The organism is Streptosporangiales bacterium, assembly GCA_009379955.1.
Taxonomy (GTDB): Bacteria; Actinomycetota; Actinomycetes; order Streptosporangiales; family WHST01; genus WHST01.
The window spans coordinates 13,100-32,127 of the sequence record WHST01000075.1 but is presented as its reverse complement, the minus strand read 5'-3'; the positions used below and the strand labels follow the sequence as shown (position 1 = coordinate 32,127).

Below are 19,028 nucleotides of genomic sequence, written 5' to 3'. Positions count from 1 at the left end.
TGGTCAAGGTCGGAGCGCTGGCAGCGTGAAGAGCCCCACCGGGATGAATCATGCCCACCTGACCGGTCACCGATAGCCGCCCAACCGTCTGCCGAGGTCGCCGTCACGACCCCACAGGGTTTTTCAGGTCGAAGTAGCTACAACGAAGCGTCCACGCGGTCGTCGCACGGGGAGAGGTCGGCGCGCTGGCTGTCCACAGAAGGTCGTCTCGGGCTGGAGAACGGGTGTCGACGTGCCGACGTCTTCGGCATGGAGAACTCATCGATCGACGAACTCGTCGCCGCGCAGCATGGAATGGTGAGCCGCGCCCAGATGCGGACCGTCGGCGCCACAGAGGGGCAGCTGAGGTGGCGGATCAGACCGGGTGGGCCATGGCAGGTCCTGCTGCCGGGGGTGTACGCCACGTTCACCGGGACGGTGACTCCGTTGCAGTGGTGGCAGGGCGCACTCCTCTACGCCGGTGCTGGAGCGGTGCTGACCGGGGAGCCGGCGCTCTACCTCCAGGGCATTGGAGAACCGCGCAATCCGCGTATCCCGGTGCTGGTCGGGCACGAGAGGCACCGAGCGTCACGCAAGCAGGTCTCGATCTTCCGCACCGAGCGGATGCCTGTGACGGAACGGGTGGCCGGTCTCGTCGTCGCGGATCCGGTCAGGGCGACGGTCGATGCCTGCCGTATAGCTCTCGACGTCTTCCGCGTGCGTGCGTTGATCACCGAGGCGCTGCGCTCGCCGCATGTCGGAGTGAGCGACCTCGCCAGGGAGGTGGACGAGGGCCAGTCTCGGGGGAGCGCACGCCTGCGAGCCGTGCTCGGTGAATACGGTGCGGGGGTCCGTTCCGTGGCGGAGGCGGTCGCTCGCGAGCGGGTCCTCGCCCTCCCGCTGCCGGTGCCGCTCTTCAATGTCGACCTCCTGACGCCCGACGGCCGGTTCCTCGCGCGTCCGGACGTCTACTGGGCCGAAGCAGGTCTGGTTCTCGAGATCGACTCGCGGAGGCATCACGGTGACATGGAGGGCTGGGAGCACACCCAACGCCGGCACACGAAGTTGTCGGCACAGGGCCTCACCGTCCTGCACGCCTCGCCGCACCGGATCCAGCAGAGCTGGGTGCCGCTCGGCCGCGAGATCGTGTCGGCTCATGCGATCGGGTGCACACGCCCACCACCGCGTGTCATCATCGCCGCCGCCTGACCCAGTCGGCCGGCTCGCAGCGCCAGGGGCATCGCGGAGATCACAGGCGGCCGGGCTAGGCTCGCCGTATCCGGCTCAGTGTGAGGGAGACTGCGGTGCCGAAGTACGTCTACGACTTCGCCGAGGGCAACAGGGACATGAAGGACCTGCTCGGTGGCAAGGGTGCGAACCTCGCCGAGATGACCAACCTCGGGCTGCCGGTTCCGCCCGGGTTCGTCATCACCACCGACGCGTGTCGGCAGTTCCTCGACGAGGGGCAGGAGCCCGGCGAGCTGCGCGACGAGGTGAGCACGCACCTCGAGGCGCTGCAGCAGGCGATGGGCAAGAAGCTCGGCCAGGTCGACGACCCGCTGCTGGTGTCGGTGCGGTCAGGGGCGAAGTTCTCCATGCCCGGCATGATGGAGACGGTCCTCAACATCGGTCTCAACGACGAGTCCGTCCAGGGGCTGGCGAAGCAGGCGGGCAGCGAGCGGTTCGCGTGGGACTCCTACCGGCGGCTGCTGCAGATGTTCGGCAAGACCGTGCTCGGCATCGAGGGTGACCTGTTCGAGGACGCCATCGAGAAGGCCAAGCACGCCAAGGGCACCAAGAACGACCTCGACCTCGACGCGGCCGACCTCGCCGGCATCGTCGACACGTTCAAGAGCGTGATCCGCGACCAGTCGGGCGCCGACTTCCCGCAGGACCCCCGCGAGCAGATGGACATGGCCGTACGCGCCGTCTTCCACTCCTGGAACGCCGACCGCGCGATCCTCTACCGCCGCCAGGAGCGCATCCCCGCCGACCTCGGCACCGCCGTCAACATCGTCGCCATGGTGTTCGGCAACCTCGGCATGGACTCCGGTACGGGCGTCGCGTTCACCCGCGACCCGGCCAGCGGCGCGCAGGGCGTCTACGGCGACTACCTGCAGAACGCCCAGGGTGAGGACGTCGTCGCCGGCATCCGCAACACCGTGCCGCTCGCCGACCTCGAGCAGATCGACAAGAAGTCGTACGACCAGCTGATGGACATCATGGCCACGCTGGAGCGGCACTACCGCGACCTCTGTGACATCGAGTTCACCGTCGAGCGCGGCAAGCTCTGGATGCTGCAGACCCGCGTCGGCAAGCGCACCGCCGCCGCCGCGTTCCGCATCGCCACGCAGCTCATCGACGAGGGCCTCATCGACCTCGACGAGGCCATCACCCGGGTCACCGGTGCGCAGCTCGCCCAGCTGATGTTCCCGCGCTTCGACGAGAACGCCGAGGCGGAGAAGATCAGCAAGGGCATCAACGCCTCCCCGGGCGCCGCGGTCGGCAAGGCGGTCTTCGAGTCCGGCCGCGCCGCCGAGATCGGCCAGTCCGGAGAGGACGTCATCCTCGTCCGCCGCGAGACCAACCCCGACGACCTCGTCGGCATGATCGCGTCGAAGGGCATCCTCACCTCCCGCGGCGGCAAGACGAGCCACGCGGCCGTCGTCGCCCGCGGCATGGGCAAGCCGTGCGTCTGCGGGGCCGACGACCTCACCGTCGACCTGGCCGCGCGTAAGTTCACGACGCAGGCCGGTGTCGTCGTCAACGAGGGCGACGTCATCTCGATCGACGGCACGACGGGCGACGTCTTCGTCGGCGAGGTGCCGGTCGTCGCCTCCCCGGTGGTCCAGTACTTCGAGGGCGAGCTCGCCCCCGACTCCGACGAGGCCGGCGACCTCGTCGAGGCCGTTCACCGGGTCATGACGCACGCCGACGAGCAGCGCCGGCTCGGCGTGCGGGCCAACGCCGACACTCCAGACGACGCCGCCAGAGCGCGCAGGTTCGGCGCCGCGGGCATCGGCCTGTGCCGCACCGAGCACATGTTCCTCGGTGATCGCAGGCAGAAGGTCGAGGACCTCATCCTCGCCGACGACTCCGACGCCAGGCAGCGGGCGCTCGACGCGCTCGAGCCGCTGCAGCGCGACGACTTCAAGGGCATCTTCGCGGCCATGGACGGCCAGCCGGTGACCGTACGCCTCATCGACCCGCCGCTGCACGAGTTCCTGCCCGACCTCACCGACCTGTCGATCGAGGTCGCGCTCGGCGAGGAGCGGGGCGAGAACGTCGAGCGGCAGCGCACGCTGCTCGCGGCCGTCCGCCGCCTGCACGAGCAGAACCCCATGCTCGGCCTGCGCGGCGTCCGCCTCGGCCTCGTCGTCGAGGGCCTGTTCGGCATGCAGGTCAAGGCGATCGCCGAGGCGGCGGCCGAGCTGCGCGGCGACGGCAAGGACCCCAGGCCCGAGGTGATGATCCCGCTCGTCGGCGCCGTCCAGGAGCTGGAGATCACCCGCGACGAGGCCGCGGGGATCATCGCGGACGTCGAGCGCGAGCACGGCGTCAGCCTCGACATCCCGATCGGCACGATGATCGAGCTGCCGCGGGCCGCACTCACCGCGGGCCAGATCGCCGAGGCCGCCGAGTTCTTCTCGTTCGGCACCAACGACCTCACCCAGACGGCGTGGGGTTTCAGCCGCGACGACGTCGAGGGCGCGTTCTTCACCCAGTACCTCGAGCGCGGCATCTTCGGCGTCTCGCCTTTCGAGACGCTCGACCGCGACGGTGTCGGTCGGCTGGTCCGTATCGCCGTCGAGGAGGGGCGCGCGGCCAAGCCCGACCTGCACCTCGGCGTGTGCGGCGAGCACGGTGGCGACCCCGACTCCGTGCACTTCTTCCACGAGGTCGGGCTCGACTACGTCTCGTGTTCGCCGTTCCGCGTGCCGGTCGCGCGGCTGGAGGCCGGGCGTGCGGGGACCGAGGTCAGCAGCGACAGCCGGTGACTCCGCATATCCGAGATGCGCCGAGTCACGTCCCTGATCCGAATGGATGAGGCACGATCGGGTCATGACGTCGGACTGCCCGGATGCCGAGACGCCGGTCGCCGGTACTCCGCCCGACACGCCACCGGCGGTCGCCCTCGTCCCGGTGCCGAAGGCGCCGGTGGCCCTCTACCTCGCCGCGGTGTTCCTGCTGGAGCTCGTCGCCTTCGCGGCGCTGGCGTACGGCAGCTGGCGGCTGGTCGACGGGCCGCTCCGGCTGGCCGCGGTGTTCGCGGTCCCGGCGGTGGCGATCGTCGCGTGGGGACTGTTCGTCTCGCCGAAGGCCCGGATCCTGCTGCCGGTGGCCGGGCGTCTCGCGATCGAGCTCGCCGTCTACGGCGCGGCGGTCACGCTGCTGCTCGTCTCCGGCGCGGTCGCCGCGGGCGTGATACTCACGGTCCTGGTGGGGGCGCGGCAGACCGTCCGCTTCGTCGCGCACCGGCGTGCCGCGACGGTGTCCCGGTGATGCCCCTGGCTGCCCGGCGGTACCTATGGGTGTGACCGACCGGTCCCGGGCGTGGGCCGAGACGATGGGCGGGCACCTGGGTCCCGGCGGCGTCGTCACCGCGCACGGCGCCGGCGAGCCCGCCGTCGTGCCCGGCCGGCCGCACGTGCGGGAGGCGCGCGAGGAGCTCGAGGACCGGCTCCTCGTCACGGGTGCGACGAGGGCACGCGGGGCGGGCACCAGGGCCCGGCGGGAGAAGCCGGATCCCGAGCGCACCTGCTTCGAGCGCGACCGCGACCGGATCCTGCACGCCCCCGCGTTCCGCCGGCTCGCCGGCAAGACGCAGGTCTTCGTGTTCCCCGCCGACCACCAGCGCACCCGGCTCACCCATGCGCTCGAGGTCACCCAGGTCGCGACGAGCATCGCCAGGGCCACCGGCCTCAACGTCCCGCTGACCGAGGCGATCGCGCTCGGGCACGACTGCGGGCACGGGCCGGGTGGCCACGCGAGTGAGGACGCCTTCGACGCGTTCGTCCCCGAGGGCTACGACCACGCCGTGTGGGGCGCCGACGTCGTCCTCTGCTCGCTCAACCTCTGCGACGAGACGCTCGACGGCATCAGGAACCATTCGTGGTCGCGGCCGTCCCCGGCGACGCCCGAGGGCCTCGTGGTCAGCTGGGCCGACCGCATCGCGTACACCGCACACGACCTCGAGGACGCCGTCCATACCGGCGTCGTCTCGCTCGACGACCTGCCCGCCGACGTGGCTGCCGTCTGCGGTCGCACGAGGGGCGAGCAGCTGGAGACGTTCATCCACGCCTTGGTCCACTGCGTCAACGACAGCGGCGTGGTCGGCATGCGCAGCGACCTGGCCGCCGCGCTCGCCGCTCTCCGCACGTTCAACTACGAGCGCATCTACACCCGCGACGAGTCGCTGGCACAGGGCGAGGCCGTCGTCGCAGTTCTCCGCGCGCTCGTCGAGTACTTCGCCGAGCACCCGGCCGGGCTGCCCGACCCCCCGGCCGCCGGCGCCGACCCCGCCACCTGCATGCGCGCGGCCGTGACCTACGTCGGCGGCATGACCGACAGGTACGCGTTCAGGTCCGCGGTCGACCTGCTGGGCTGGGACCCCGCACGCCTGCCGCAGGGCATCGACAGTCCGCAAACCCGATCAAGCGCCGGGTAGCTCCACCGCGCCACGATCATGGGCATGAGCACACACGACATGTTCGGCCGGTTCCTGGAGCTGGTGACCCAGGCGCTGGACGAACCCGACGTGTGCGGCGAGACGCTCGCCGCCCGTGCTCACCTGTCGCGGTTCCACTTCGATCGGGTCGTCGCGGCGACGGCAGGGGAGACGCCGGCCGCGTTCCGGCGGCGCATCCTGCTGGAGCGTGCGGCGTACCGCCTGGTCTCGAGCCGACACGGCGTGCTCGACATCGCCGTCGAGGCCGGGTACTCGTCCCACGAGGCGTTCACTCGCGCCTTCGCTCGCGCATTCGGCAGCTCGCCGACCGCGTGGCGGCGGCGTCCGAGCCAGCCGCGAATCGAAGCGCCCAGCGGCGTGCATTTCCATCCTCCAGGGGGACTCCGCGTCCCTCCCGCCAGAAGGGTTTCTGCCATGGATCTGTTGCAACGCATCGTCGAGCACCACGTCTGGCTGATCGGCGAGATGGTCGACCGCGCGGCCCGGCTGGACGACGCCGCGCTCGACCGCCCGATCGAGACCTCCATCGAGGACCTCGACGATGGTCCGAGCATCCGCACCCAGCTGGATCGCCTGGTGGCGCAGTTGGAGCGGTGGGTCGCCTCCGTCGAGGGCCGGACCTCACCGCACCCGTGGGAGATCGGCGACATGTCGGTCGGAGGGCTCCGGGCACGCCTCGCGACGGCCGGCCCCGAGTTCGTGAGTCTGGTGCGCCGGTTGACCGAGGAGGGGCGCCTGGACGAGACGTTCGTCGATGCGACCTGCGAGCCGCCCGTGGTGTTCAGCTACGGCGGGATGATCGCCCATGTCGTGACGTTCGCCGCCTACCGCCGATCGGTGGTCGCGCTCGCCCTCTACTCCGCCGGGATCACCGATCTCGGCAGCGGCGACCCGAGGGAGTGGGTCGCGCAGCCGCACTGAGCGGTGACGCATGACGCTAGCCGACCGCTGCCGACGCCGCGGGCACCGGCAGCGGCCGGCCGAGCGGCGCGACCTGGCGGACGACCTCGGCGAGGAAGGCGTACGCCTCGTCGTCCCTCGGGTCGGGCAGGTCGACGAGCGCGAGGTCGACACCCTGCTCGGAGAGCCGGCCGAAGCGTTCGACGGCCGGGCCGACGTCGTACGGGCCGATCATCCCGAACGTCGTCCTGGTGATCTCCTCGTAGGGCCGGCCGACGTCGTCGCAGTGCCGCTTCAGCACCGACAGCTTGTGCTCGAGCCCGGCCGGGTCGCGGGTCTCGAACAGGTTGCAGGCGTCGGCGTACTGCGCCACCATGCGCAGCGTCTTGCGCTCCCCGCCGCCACCGATCATGATCGGTGGCCGCCGGACCGGGGACGGGTTGTTGAGCGGACGCTCCAGGCGGTGGTGCGTGCCGTCGTACGGCCGCTCGTCGCCGTCGAACATCCGGTGGGCGATCCGCAGGGTGTCCTCGAGGTGCTCGAACCGCTCCTTCAGTTGGCGCTGACGACGCATGCGTGGTTCCTGTGCCAGGCCGTGGCGGGAGCGGTCCTGGCGCCGTTCGCGTTGCGGACGCTCGGGCTGAGCGCCTTCGGACTCGGCCTGGCGCTCGCGGTCGGTGGAGGCGGCGGCCTGCTCGGCAGTCTCGTCGCGGTACGGCTGGGGAGGCGGTTCGGTGTCGGCTGGGTCGTCGTCACATGCCGGGCGTTGACGGGAGTCGCGTGGGCGCTCGTGGCGCTCAGCACGGCCGGCGTGTGGGGCTGGGTGGTCTTCGGTGCCGGGCAGCTCCTCTTCGGCCTGGGCATCGGCGCGGAGAACGCCAACGAGATGGGGTACCGGCAGGCCGTCACGCCCGACCGGCTCCAGGGACGCATGAACGCCACCATGCGGTCGATCAACCGCGCGATGATCGTCGTCGGCGCGCCGGTCGGGGGCCTGCTGGCCGACCTGCTGGGGTACCGGACGATGCTGTGGGCCGCGGTCGTCGGGTTCGCCGTCGTCTCGTCGTGGCTCGGCCTGTCCCGCTTCAGGAGTGCACGCCTCGACGACGTCGATGGCCGGCCGTGAGCATCCATATACTCCTCGGGTGCGGCGAGTGAGTGTGCTGGTGGCGGTCCTCGCGATCGCTGCCTCGGCCGGATGTCTGAGGATCCCGGCGAAGCCCACGCCGACGCCGTCACGCGAGTCCCGTTCGGTGGTCGTCTCGGTCTACCTGGACGACGACGCCACCGAGACGCAGAAGGACGCGGTAGGCTCCGCGCTGCGCGAGACGTCGGGGGTGACCAGGGTGACGTTCGTGACGCGCGAGGAGGCGTACGAGCGGTTCAAGAAGGCGTTCGGGAGATCGCCGGGGCCGCTGGCGTCCGTTGGGCCCGACGACCTGCCCGAGTCGTTCCTGGTCGAGATGAGGGACCGGAAGGCCGCCGACGCGGCAGCAGTCGACATGCGCCGGCTGTCGGGCGTCGACGAGGTGGTGGTACCTCCGGTGCCGACTGCCACGCCCGCACCGACGTCGACCTGAGCCAAGGGCGTCAGGGGACGCGGGGCAACGCGTCGAGGAACCGGTCGACGGCGGCGCCGCGCCCGTGTGCGTCGCGCGGGACGGCGACCGCCAGGTCGAGATGGCGGGTCGGGAGGAGCACGAGATACCGGACGCCGGTGAGGTGCAGGACGCGCGCGGACGCGGGGACGATGGTGATCCCCATCGCCAGTGACACCAGGCCGAGCATCGTGGTCGCGTGGTCGGCCTCCGCGACGGGGGAGAGCTCGAGTCCCTCCGCACGGAACGCCTCACCCACCTGGTCCCAGAAGCCCGGTCCCAGGTGGCGCGGGAAGAAGACGATCGACTCGTCGGCGAGGGCGGTGACGTCGACGCTCGTCCGGCGCGCGAGTGGGTGGTCGGCTGGGACGGCGACGACGAGCGGTTCGCGCCACACGGTCCGCACCCGCAGTCGCCGGTCCGCGGGCGGGCGGAGGAACCCGACGTCGAGCTCACCGGACAGCAGCGCGTCGACCTGTTCCGGGCTCTCCACCTCGGTCACCCGGAGCTCGAGCTCGGGGAGCGCCTGCCGCACCGGGCCGAGGAGCTCGGGCAGCGCCTGGTAGAACGCGGAGCCGACCGCACCGACCGCCAGCGTCCCGCGGACGCCGGTACGCAGGCCGTCGGCGAGGGTCGTCAGCCGGTCGACCTCGGCGAGCACCCGCCGTGCCGCGTCGACGACCGCCGTGCCCTGCGTGGTCAGGCCGACGCCCTGCCGGTCGCGGTCGAACAGGCGGATGCCGAGGACCCGTTCGAGACGCTGGATCCGTTGGCTCAGTGGCGGCTGGGCGATGCCCAACCGCTCGGCGGCACGGCCGAAATGCAGCTCGTCGGCGACGGCGACGGCTGCTTCGAGGAGGCGCAGCTCGACGCCGCGCAGCGTGCTCTGCGACACGCGCAGAACGTACCCAGTCTCAGATGACGACGAGGTCGTGGGGGAGGGCGTGGAGCTGCCGCGCCCCGTCGCCGGTCACGACGAGCATGTCCTCGATCATGACGGCGCCGACGTCCGGCGTGTACGTGGGCACCTCGACGGCGAACACCATGCCCGGTTCGAGGACGGTCGTGCAGTCCGGGCTGATGTACGGCGGTTCCTCGTGGAAGGTGTCGATGCCGACCGAGTGACCGACGTGCCCGCGGTTGTACGACGGGTAGCCGTTCGCATGGACGTGCGCCATGGCGGCACGGAAGACGTCGCCGACCACGGTGCCGGGACGGATCAACCGCCTGGCGATGGACTGCGCCTCGCGCAGCACGGTGTACAGGCGCTCGGCGTCCGGAAGGAGTCGCTGGAACGAGAACGTGCGTCCACCGTCGCAGCGGTAGCCGTCGACGGTCGCGCCGCAGTCGAACTTGACGAGGTCCCCGGGCTGCAGGCCGGTGCCGCGCTCGCCGTAGCTCGCCGAGGTCTGCGAGCCGACGGACGGCAGCACCCAGTTGTCGGTGTAGCCGGCGTACCTCGGGTCCGCGGCCGCCGCCTGGGTGACACCGGTCTGGAAGAGCAGCCGCACGTCGCGCGCCGACATGCCCTGGGTCGCCCGATTCGTGGCGTACGTGATGCCGGCCTCGGACAGCTCCACGCCGAGGGCGAGCCGGTCGACCTCCCACGGCTCCTTGACGAGCCTGACCTCGTAGGCGTCGTCGGTGAAGTCGACCCAGTCCGCGTGCGGTGCCGCGCGCTGCAGGCGGCGGTACGCGTCGAGCGAGAGGAACCGGAGGTCGGTGGCGAGCCGACCCGCCGTGGTGCCGAGGCCCGCGAGGGCATGGGCAAGGGCCTCGTCGAGCTTGCGCGGGTCGTACTGCGCGGGACGGGGCACGGCGTCGGGCTCGGGCGGCGCCGCGAGGTCGCCCGCGGTGTGCAGGTCGACCCACAGCCGGTACGTCGACCGGCCGACGTCCGGAGCGGCGCCCCGTGCCGCGCCGCTCTCGAAGTCGCTGACGACGAGCGTGACCGGTGCGGTCTCGTCGGCGGGGACGACCGCGAACACCGTGCCATGCATCCGCCACCACTCGGAGAGGAAGTAGCTGCGAAAGCCCGTGACGTAGAAGACGTTCGACGGCGTGTACGCCACGTACGCGGCCAGGCCCTGGTCATGCAGCCGGCGACGGATCTTCGTGACCGCGGTGCTGTTCATCGCGTCTTTCCGAGAGCGGGTGCCGGCGCCGGCCGGCCGTCGGTGGCGAGCTGCCGGTGCCGTGTCTCGCCCGCGAGCCAGGCGCTGACACAGGCGAGTACGGCGGTGGCGACGACGTACGCCGTGACGGCCGCCGTGGTCTGGAACCTGTCGATCAGCAGTTGCGCCAGGAGAGGCGCCGGCGCGCCGCCGACGATCGCAGCGATCTGGTAGCCGAAGGAGGCGCCCGACGCACGCAGCCGGGTGTCGTACAGCTCGGCGATGTAGGCGGCCATCGGCCCGTACATGACGCCCTGCCCCGCGATGCCGATGGCGAGCGCGAGGAGGATCGCGAACAGGCCGCCGGAGTCGATGAGCGGCCAGGCGACGAACGCCCAGACCCCGACCCACACCGCGCCGGCGATGTAGACGGGGCGGCGGCCGACCCGGTCGGACAGGGCGGCCGATCCGGGGATGACGGCGAGCTGCAGCACCGAGCCGATGATGACGCCGTACAGCCCCCAGTTCCGCGGCAGGCCGAGCGGCCCGGCGAGGTACGAGAGCGCGAAGACGGCGAAGACGTAGTACGAGACGTCCGAGCAGATCCGCATCCCGACCGTGAGCAGGATCGGCCGCCAGTGCGTGCGCAGCGCCTCGGTGACGGGTGCACGAGGACGGCGGGTGGCGTCGAACAGCGGCGACTCGGCGACCGACAGCCTGACCCACAGGCCCACGACCACCAGTGCCGCGCTGACGAGGAACGGCAGTCGCCAGCCCCAGGAGAGGAATGCGTCCTCGGGGAGCAGGACGCTGCTGCCCGTGATCGCGCCGACGGCGGCCAGGTTGCCGACGGGCACGCCCAGTTGTACCCAGGAGGCGAGCGCGCCGCGGCGCGACTGCTTCCCCTGCGCGTCGACGTGCTCGGCGGACAGCGTGACCGCGCCGCCCCACTCACCGCCGAGGCCGAGGCCCTGGACCAGTCGCAGCAGGACGAGGAGCAGTGGCGCGGCCACGCCGATCGAGTCGTAGCCGGGCAGGCAGCCCATCAGGAACGTGCCGCCGCCGGTGAGCAGCAGGGTGACGACGAGCGCGGCCTTGCGCCCCACGACGTCGCCCATCCGACCGAACAGCACGCCGCCGAGGGGGCGGGCGAGGAACGCGACCGCGTACGTCGCGAACGAGAGCAGCGTGCCGGTCGCGGGATCGCTCTCGGGGAAGAAGACGTGCGGGAACACCAGGGCCGCGGCGGAGCCGAAGAGGAAGAAGTCGTACCACTCGATCGACGTGCCGGCGAAGCTCGAGAAGAGCACACGCCGCAGCGACCTCCTGTTGACTGTCGCAAGACCGCCGGCCACGTCGTCCTCCTCGGGGATGCACACCCGGACGTCGTGACGATAGGGACGGGCGGTCAGACCTGTCCAATATCGACTGGGTGTCTCGTGATACGCCCTGGCTATGACCAGGGCAGGCGGCGGGTCAGGCGTCGAGGCCGCCGCGGGCGACGAGCTGCTGGGCGATCACGTTGCGCTGGATCTCGTTGGTGCCCTCGCCGACGATCATCAGCGGCGCGTCGCGGAAGTAGCGCTCGACGTCGAACTCGGTGGAGTAGCCGTAGCCGCCGTGCACGCGGATGGCGGTGAGGGCGATCTCCATGGCGGTCTCGGACGCGAACAGCTTGGCCATGCCGGCCTCGAGGTCGCAGCGCGCGCCGGTGTCGAGGCGCCGGGCCGCGTACAGCAGCAGCTGTCGCGCGGCCGTGAGCTTGGTGGCCATGTCGGCGAGGTGGTTGCCGACGGCCTGGTGTCGCCAGATCGGCTTGCCGAAGCTCTCGCGCTCCTGGCTGTAGCGGAACGCGTCGTCGAACGCGGCCTGGCCGACGCCGACGGCGCGGGCGGCGACCTGGATGCGGCCGATCTCGAGGCCCGTCATCATCTGCGCGAAGCCCTCGCCCTCGACGCCGCCGAGGAGGGCGTCGGCGGAGACGCGGAAGTCGTCGAACGACAGCTCGCAGCTCTCCACGCCCTTGTAGCCGAGCTTCGGCAGGTCGCGCGACACCGTGAAGCCGGGGCCGTGCTCGACGAGCAGGATGCTGATGCCGCGGTGCGCCGGGGACGCCGCGGGGTCGGTCTTGCACATGAGCGCGACGACGGACGAGCGCCGCGCGTTGGTGATCCAGGTCTTCGAGCCGTTGACGACGTAGTCGTCGCCGTCGCGGCGCGCGGAGGTGCGCATGGCCTGCAGGTCCGAGCCGCCGCCCGGCTCGGTCAGCGCCATTGTGGCCCGCACCTCGCCCGTCGCCATCCGCGGCAGGTACCGGCGGCGCTGCTCGTCGGTGCCGTACCGCACGAGCAGCTTCGCCACGACCGTGTGCCCGCCCATCGCGCCGGCGAGACTCATCCAGCCGCGCGAGAGCTGCTCGGTGACCAAGGCGTAGCAGGGGGTGGAGACGGCGACCTCGCCGTACGGCTCGGGGATCGCGAGGCCGAAGATCCCCATCTCCTTCATCTGCTCGATCAGGTCGTGCGGGTACGTGTCGGTGTGCTCGAGGTCGCGCGCGACCGGCCGCACGCCGCGGTCGACGAACGTGCGTACCGCCTCGACGACCGCCTGCTCCTCGTCGCTCAGCGAGTCGGTGGGAGGCACAGTCATCAGCGGTCCTCGACGGCGGGCCGGGCGTCGGTGGGCCCGTGGCCGCGCCGGTAGACCATGACGGTGCGGGCGAACGTGATGACGGGCACGCCGTGCTGGTTGGTGCCGGTCGTCCGGACCGTGACGATGCCGGCGTCGGGGTGCGACCTCGACTCCCGGCAGGAGATCACCTCGGACTCGGAGTAGACGGTGTCGTCCTCGTACAGCGGGTGGGGGAGACGCACCTCGTCCCAGCCCAGGTTGGCCTTCACGTTCTGCGAGACGTCGGCGACGCTCTGCCCGGTCACCAGCGCCACGGTCAGCGCCGAGTTGACGAGCGGGCGCCCGAACGAGGTCTTGCCCGCGTAGTGGTGGTCGAGGTGCGGGCGTGCCGTGTTCTGGGTGAGCAACGTGAACCACATGTTGTCGTTCGTGGTGACCGTACGACTCGCCGCGTGCTCGTAGACGTCACCGACGACGAAGTCCTCGAAGTACCGCCCGGGCGGGGCGGGATGGCGTTGTCCCACTGGTGTCGGTGTCCTCTCCGTTGGTCATCTCGAGACGGGGCGGTCACCCGGCCGGCGTGAGCTTCGCGATCTCGTCCGCCGCGTACCCGAGCTCGGTGAGTACCGCGCGGGTGTGCTCGCCGAGTGCGGGAACGGGGTCCATCCGGGGCCGCGCGCCGTCGAGGTCCGTCGGCGGCAGCATCGCACGGACGGTGCCCGACGGCGTCGCGACGTCGCACCACCGGTGGCGTCCCGTGAGCACCGGATGGTCGAGCAGACCCGTCACGGTGTTCATCTCCGCGGTCGCGACGTCGCACGCCCGCAGTGCCGCGAGCGCCGCGTCCGCGTCGAGCTCGGCGAACCTCGCGCTGATGAGCGCGTTGAGCGTGTCACGGTCGGCCACCCGCGCCGAGTTGCTCGCGAACCTCGTGTCGCCGGCGAGCTCGGGCCGCCGGAGGAAAGTCGAGCAGAACCGGTCCCACTCGCGCTCGTTCTGGACGCCGAGCAGCACCACTCGCCCGTCGCGTGCGGTGAACGGGCCGTACGGGGCGATCGTCGCGTGCTCCGCGCCGACGCGCGCGGGCTGTCGACCGGCGTGCGCGGTGTAGTACGCGGGAGCGCCGAGCCACTCGGCGAGCGCATCGAACAGCGAGACCTCGACGGCGCGTACGCGGCCGGTGTTCGCCCGCTCGTACAACGCGGCGAGAACGCCGCTGTACGCGTACATGCCGGCGGCGATGTCGGCGACGGAGATGCCGACCTTGGCCGGTGCGTCGGGCGTGCCGGTGAGGGACAGCAGTCCCGTCTCGCCCTGGACGAGCAGATCGTACGCCTTGCGGTCGGCCCACGGGCCTGTCGTGCCGTAGCCGGAGATCGTGCACGTCACCACCCAGGGGTGACGCTTCGCCACCGCGGCGGCGTCGACACCGAGACGGTGCGCGGCGCGAGGCGCCAGGTTCTGCACGAGGACGTCGGCCGCGCCGAGCAGTCGGTCGAGTGCCTCGAGCCCCTCGGCCGTCTTGAGGTCGAGGACGACGGACTCCTTCGAGCGGTTCAGCCAGACGAAGTAGCTCGCCTCCCCGTACACGGCCGTGTCGTAGCGGCGGGCGAAGTCGCCGCCGTCCGGGCGCTCGATCTTGACGACCCGCGCGCCGAGGTCGGCGAGCTGTCTCGTGGCGAACGGTGCAGCGACGGCCTGCTCCAGGCTGACGACCGTGACCCCGTCGAGCGGCAGGGTCGTCACGTGACTCCGCTCGGCATGGTGGCGGCGGTGTCCTGCGCGGGCAGGGTGGCACGCATCAGCCGCGCGGCGGCCTGCCAGTCGAGGTCGGCCACGAGTGCCGGAACGTCGTCGCCGCACGCCGCGGCCTTCGCGTCGAGCTGCTCCGGCGTCGGTGGCAGCTCGGGCGCCCCGGGCGGCGTGCGCAGCGTGGTCTCGACGGTCGTGCCGTCGGTACGCTCGATCTCGATCCTGACCTCGCCGTCGAGCAGCCCGGGGCCGGCGTCGGCGACGGTCACCGCGACGCGGGACATGAGCTGCCGAGCCTCGGACCGGTCGACCGCGGCATCGGTGAAGCTGGCGAAGTCCGGGTACGGGTCGAGGACGGCCGCCGCGATCCCGTATCGCAGGCTGAACTTGCCCTCCAGACCGGTGCGGGGACGGTCGTGGACCAGCGGATGGACGCTGCTGCTCGACGTGTGCACCCGCAACCGCGCGACGTCGGACCGTGACACCACCGACGGCACGAGCTGCCGCACGGCACTGATCGGGCGCTGCAGGGCGTAGCAGCAGGGGAACAGCTTCACCGCGAGCCCGCCGGGCACGGCGGGCTGCGTCTCGACATCGGTGTGTGGATCGCCGCCGACGAGTGCCAGCCAGTCGTCGAGCACCGCAGGGTCGGCGGTCGCTCCGGCCAGGGCCAGTCGCGCCGCGCGCACGCCGGCGTCGACGGCGAATCCGACCTGGAGCGACTTGCCGTCGGTGCCGAACGCGCGCTGGAGGCCGCCCGCCCCGGGCACGGCCAGCGCAATCGCGTGCGCGAGCTGCTCCCGCGTCAGGCCGAGCGAGACACCCGCCGACACCGCGGCGCCGGGGGCGCCCGCCGTGCACGTCGCGTGCCAGCCGCGGCTGTAGTGCTCCCAGCCGAGCGCCATCCCGAGCCGCGCCGTCACGCCCGCGCCCGCGAGGTAGGCCGCCGACCCGCCGGCGGACGCGAGCGTGGCCGGCACGCAGGCGACGCTGAGATGGGTGGTCGACGCCATGTGCAGATCGTCGAAGTCGAGCACGTGCCCGACCGCGGCCCAGCGTGCGGCGTCCGGCAACGCGTCCGCGAGGAGGCGGACGGGATGGTCCCTGGCCGCGAGCGTGACGGCGACGGTGTCGTGCAGGGACCGGTGCGCCAACCGCAGGTCGTCGTCGGTGGGGCGCAGACCGGCGGCCCAGGACGCGAGCCGTTTCGCCAGGGGAGCCGTCCGCCTCTTCGCGGAACCCGTCACCGGCGCTCGCCGGCGGAGGTCATCCGGGAGGCGAAGTCCGGTGTGATCATCTCGTGCACGGTGGTGCAGGGCGGCCCGGGTGCGAGCCACATCCGCCGGGCGGCGAGGTCGACCACCAGCGACGCGTTGGTGGCCAGGCGTTCGACCGGGTGTTGCGACGGGTCGGGATGGCGACAGATGGAGCCGGGATGGCCGTCGTGGTCGCGCAGGAACGTGCAGAGGCGTTCCGGGGTGACCTCGCCCGGCTCGTCCGCGATCAGCGACTCGAGCCTGCCCCTCCGGTGCGGCGAGTCGGGCAGCGCCTCGAGGCCCAGGTCGACGGTGCCGGGCAGCGGCGTGCAGAAGCTGTTCGCATGGCACACGATGCCGTCGGAGGGGTCGATCCGCTGGATGGTGTCGACACCGCCCGGGCCGGTCTCGAGGTCCACGATCTCGCCACCGGCGTCCGCGAGCAGGTAGTTCGCGGACGCGGACCGGTTCGCCAGGCGTACCGCTTCGACCGCCTCGGCCAGTGTCCTCGCCTTGAACAGGCGGCGGAGCACGACGTGGAACGGCACGCCGGGCCGCCCCCTGTCCTGGTCGGTGATGAGGAGGTTCGCCATGACGCCGACACCCGCCGCGTTGTACCCGATCTTCGCGAGCAGGCCCGCCTCGACGTAGGTGACGAACGCCGGGTCGGCCGAGGGCGCGCACTCCAGCAGCACGGAGGTCGCTGCCGTGGCGGGACGCCAGTCCCAGTTCTGGCCGACCAGCACGCGGCCGCCGGCGCGCGCACCGGTGACGCCGAACGCCGTGCACTCCGACCAGCCGGCCTGCTTGAGACCGAACATCACCTCGGTGCGGGTGTTGAGGGCGAGCACGTCCTCGAACGTCACGCCCGCCCCGTCCGCGAGGCCCTGCATCTCCGGCACGATGTCCGGGTCGTAGCCCGTGATCGCCGGCACGTAGGCGGCGGCGTACCCGCGGATGTCCGCCCAGCCGCGTCCGGTGTGGTGCTGGAACGTCTCGTCGTAGATCGTGATCGACCGTCGCACCTGGTCGGCGGTCTGCCTGCCGATCTGCTCGCCGCGCTCGTAAGGACCACCGGATGCCCAGATGCGGACCGGGGGAGTGGTCGCTGTCATTGTGTCGCCTTCTCGTACGCCTCGAGGTACGCCTGCTCGTCGAACTCGGCAGGCATGTCCGGGTCGGAGACGGTGATGCGTCCTTCCGCGATCAGCTTCTCCGCGTGGGGACCGCGGTTGATCATCCGCAGTGGTGGTCGCTTCGACGTCAGCTCGGCCCGCAGGTCCCGCGTGCCCTCCTCGTCGACCACGAACGCCCTGCCGGGATCGTCGAGGTTCGAGAGGACGACACCGTAGTCGTCGCGCGCGCTGTCCGCGGAGACGATGCCCCGCATCACGTCGAGCCGCACGGCCTCGGTGACGCGCGCCAGCGGGTCACCCCAGCCGCCACCGCCGGGCGTCAGGATGCGGACGACATCGCCCTCCTTGACCGGAACCTGCTCGTGCGAGTACACCACGGTCTTCTCCTGCGGGGTGCCGGGGTTGATGATCGCGCGGCCGGGCAGCCCCGCCATGCCGCCGTTGACGCCGAAGCAGGCGAAGACCGTGCGGTAGGCGATGGTGAGGAAGTCGCAGTCGACGAGCGGCACGACGTCCTTCAGGTAGCCGAGCCCGCCCCGGAACGCACCCGGTCCGCCGGAGTCGGGGAACAGCCCGACCCGCTTGACGAGGACGGGAAAGCGCTGCTCGATGAACTCCGCGGGCAGGTTCTTCGACATGGGGACGAGGTCGACGGTGTCGGTGCCGTCCGCGAACGGGCGCGCGCCCGATCCGGCGCCGAAGATCTCGCGGTAGAGGAAGAAGTCGTCCTGCAGGTCCTGGCCGAAGAAGCCGTAGAGCTGGATGCACTGGGCGTCGGCGACCATGTTGCCCCTCGTCGCCTTGGCCATCGCCGAGGTGTACGAGCTGATCATCCGGAGCATGCAGTTCATCCGGTCGACGCCCGCGGCGGGGAACTCCGCCGACAGCACCGTGCGCGGCGGCAGGTAGCACTTGAAGATGTCGACCATGCCCTCGTTCACGATCATGCCGGGAACCTGGGCCTTGACGAAGCCGCCGAGCCACTTCGAGTAGTGCCTGCCGTCCATCACCCAGTTGACCGGACCCTTGGTCTGCGGGTCGGTGCCGGCGAAGTCGACGATGATCTTCTCCGCGTCCTTGCGGATGGTGGTCTGGATCTTGACCGGCGTCTCCCTGTCGATGCCGTCGTTCTCGATGAAGTCCTCGCCGACGAAGTCGCCGTCGGGAAGCTGCGGCAGCATCTCCTCCTGCACGATGTCGCGGCAGCGGTCGATGATGCCGTAGAACGCGGCCTCGACCGTGTCGGCGCCGTACCGTTCGCACAGCTCGCGCACGCGGCGCTCCATGATGCGCGCGGCACCGACGAACGCGTTGATGTCGCCTTCGAGGTCGTCGGGGAACCGCGAGTTGCGGAGCAGGATCTTCCACGCCTCGGTGTTGAGCTCACCCTTGTCGTAGAACTTGATCGGCGGGCACATGGTGCCCTCCTCGTAGACGCTGGTCGAGTGCAGCGGCCAACTGCCTGCGACGCGACCGCCGACGTCGTTGCAGTGCCCGAAGATCTGCGCGAAGCCGATCAGTGTGCCGTCGAAGAAGATCGGCGTGACGACGCAGTAGTCCGGGAGGTGCCCGATGGTCCCGTACGACTCGTGGATGTCGTTGTAGAGGTAGATGTCTCCCTCGTGGATCTCGTCGATCTCCCAGTAGACCCTGATCGGGTCGGCGGTCGCTGCCCACGAGACCCGCGTGACGCTGTTGCAGTCGAGGGTGTTGATCGAGGCGCGGTAGTCGTGCTGCTCGCGGATGATCGTCGAGCGCGCGGTGCGCTCGACCGCCGCCTCGCTCTCGTCGATGGCCGCCTCGAGCGCCCACTCGACGACGTCCATGGTGATGACCTCGAGGTCGTCCTTGAGGTTCCGGATGCGTTCCCAGCGCTCGTCGTCGCGGGCGAACTGGATCTTGCGGCGCGGGGCGTAGCTGCCGTCGAGGTACATCGACTCGTCGATCAGCCCGGTGCGGCCGGTGGTCGTGCT

General features: G+C 71.2%; 17 protein-coding genes. 7 read left to right on the top strand and 10 right to left on the bottom strand.

Features of this window, described 5'->3' with window-relative positions:
* Positions 1 to 249 precede the first annotated feature (249 nt).
* From GEV10_20750 to GEV10_20730, 5 genes are all read left to right on the top strand, one after another.
* On the top strand, positions 250 to 1,188 hold the full coding sequence (locus GEV10_20750) for a hypothetical protein (GenBank protein ID MQA80879.1): 939 nt from the start codon (positions 250 to 252) through the stop codon (positions 1,186 to 1,188).
* 95 nt (positions 1,189 to 1,283) lie between these two features.
* Positions 1,284 to 3,977, top strand: a complete 2,694-nt coding sequence (ppdK, locus tag GEV10_20745; GenBank protein ID MQA80878.1) for a pyruvate, phosphate dikinase — start codon at positions 1,284 to 1,286, stop codon at positions 3,975 to 3,977.
* A 46-nt stretch (positions 3,978 to 4,023) separates the two neighbouring features.
* Positions 4,024 to 4,482 carry a DUF2568 domain-containing protein gene (locus GEV10_20740; GenBank protein MQA80877.1) on the top strand — a complete coding sequence of 153 codons (459 nt, stop codon included), beginning with the start codon at positions 4,024 to 4,026 and terminating at the stop codon, positions 4,480 to 4,482.
* A gap of 64 nt (positions 4,483 to 4,546) precedes the next feature.
* Positions 4,547 to 5,647, top strand: coding sequence for an HD domain-containing protein (locus GEV10_20735; protein MQA80876.1), 1,101 nt, complete (start codon positions 4,547 to 4,549; stop codon positions 5,645 to 5,647).
* Between the two features lie 24 nt (positions 5,648 to 5,671).
* On the top strand, positions 5,672 to 6,589 hold the full coding sequence (locus GEV10_20730) for a helix-turn-helix domain-containing protein (protein ID MQA80875.1): 918 nt from the start codon (positions 5,672 to 5,674) through the stop codon (positions 6,587 to 6,589).
* Between the two features lie 16 nt (positions 6,590 to 6,605).
* Here GEV10_20730 and GEV10_20725 read toward each other — a convergent pair whose 3' ends face one another.
* Positions 6,606 to 7,142, bottom strand: a complete 537-nt coding sequence (locus tag GEV10_20725) for an LLM class flavin-dependent oxidoreductase (protein MQA80874.1) — start codon at positions 7,140 to 7,142, stop codon at positions 6,606 to 6,608.
* On the opposite strand from GEV10_20725, the gene GEV10_20720 reads away from it, so the two are divergent.
* Both GEV10_20720 and GEV10_20715 read left to right on the top strand, forming a co-directional pair.
* Positions 7,032 to 7,694, top strand: a complete 663-nt coding sequence (locus GEV10_20720; protein ID MQA80873.1) for an MFS transporter — start codon at positions 7,032 to 7,034, stop codon at positions 7,692 to 7,694. The genes GEV10_20725 and GEV10_20720 overlap by 111 nt on opposite strands.
* 19 nt (positions 7,695 to 7,713) lie before the next feature.
* A complete protein-coding gene (locus tag GEV10_20715) occupies positions 7,714 to 8,148 on the top strand; it encodes a hypothetical protein (GenBank protein ID MQA80872.1) in 435 nt (144 codons plus the stop codon).
* A 10-nt stretch (positions 8,149 to 8,158) separates the two neighbouring features.
* Here GEV10_20715 and GEV10_20710 read toward each other — a convergent pair whose 3' ends face one another.
* The 9 genes from GEV10_20710 to GEV10_20670 all read right to left on the bottom strand — a co-directional run bounded on the left by GEV10_20710 (position 8,159) and on the right by GEV10_20670 (position 18,989).
* Positions 8,159 to 9,061, bottom strand: coding sequence for a LysR family transcriptional regulator (locus GEV10_20710; protein MQA80871.1), 903 nt, complete (start codon positions 9,059 to 9,061; stop codon positions 8,159 to 8,161).
* Positions 9,062 to 9,080: 19 nt separating this feature from the next.
* Positions 9,081 to 10,301 (bottom strand): M24 family metallopeptidase, encoded by a 1,221-nt coding sequence (locus tag GEV10_20705; GenBank protein MQA80870.1) that lies wholly within the window; start codon positions 10,299 to 10,301, stop codon positions 9,081 to 9,083.
* The gene (locus GEV10_20700) at positions 10,298 to 11,635 is read right to left on the bottom strand and encodes an MFS transporter (GenBank protein MQA80869.1); all 1,338 of its coding nucleotides are present in this window, start codon (positions 11,633 to 11,635) and stop codon (positions 10,298 to 10,300) included. The genes GEV10_20705 and GEV10_20700 overlap by 4 nt, the downstream gene beginning before the upstream one ends.
* A 121-nt stretch (positions 11,636 to 11,756) precedes the next feature.
* Positions 11,757 to 12,929: an acyl-CoA dehydrogenase gene (locus GEV10_20695; protein MQA80868.1), complete on the bottom strand. Its 1,173-nt coding sequence runs from the start codon at positions 12,927 to 12,929 to the stop codon at positions 11,757 to 11,759.
* Positions 12,929 to 13,435 (bottom strand): MaoC family dehydratase, encoded by a 507-nt coding sequence (locus GEV10_20690; GenBank protein ID MQA80867.1) that lies wholly within the window; start codon positions 13,433 to 13,435, stop codon positions 12,929 to 12,931. The genes GEV10_20695 and GEV10_20690 overlap by 1 nt, the downstream gene beginning before the upstream one ends.
* A gap of 43 nt (positions 13,436 to 13,478) precedes the next feature.
* On the bottom strand, positions 13,479 to 14,657 hold the full coding sequence (locus GEV10_20685; protein MQA80866.1) for a CoA transferase: 1,179 nt from the start codon (positions 14,655 to 14,657) through the stop codon (positions 13,479 to 13,481).
* Positions 14,654 to 15,910 (bottom strand): 2-methylcitrate dehydratase, encoded by a 1,257-nt coding sequence (locus tag GEV10_20680; protein MQA80865.1) that lies wholly within the window; start codon positions 15,908 to 15,910, stop codon positions 14,654 to 14,656. Before GEV10_20680 ends, GEV10_20685 begins: the two co-directional genes overlap by 4 nt.
* The gene (locus tag GEV10_20675; GenBank protein MQA80864.1) at positions 15,907 to 17,034 is read right to left on the bottom strand and encodes a peptidase C45; all 1,128 of its coding nucleotides are present in this window, start codon (positions 17,032 to 17,034) and stop codon (positions 15,907 to 15,909) included. Before GEV10_20675 ends, GEV10_20680 begins: the two co-directional genes overlap by 4 nt.
* Positions 17,031 to 18,989 (bottom strand): hydantoinase B/oxoprolinase family protein, encoded by a 1,959-nt coding sequence (locus tag GEV10_20670; GenBank protein MQA80863.1) that lies wholly within the window; start codon positions 18,987 to 18,989, stop codon positions 17,031 to 17,033. The genes GEV10_20675 and GEV10_20670 overlap by 4 nt, the downstream gene beginning before the upstream one ends.
* Positions 18,990 to 19,028 lie beyond the last annotated feature (39 nt).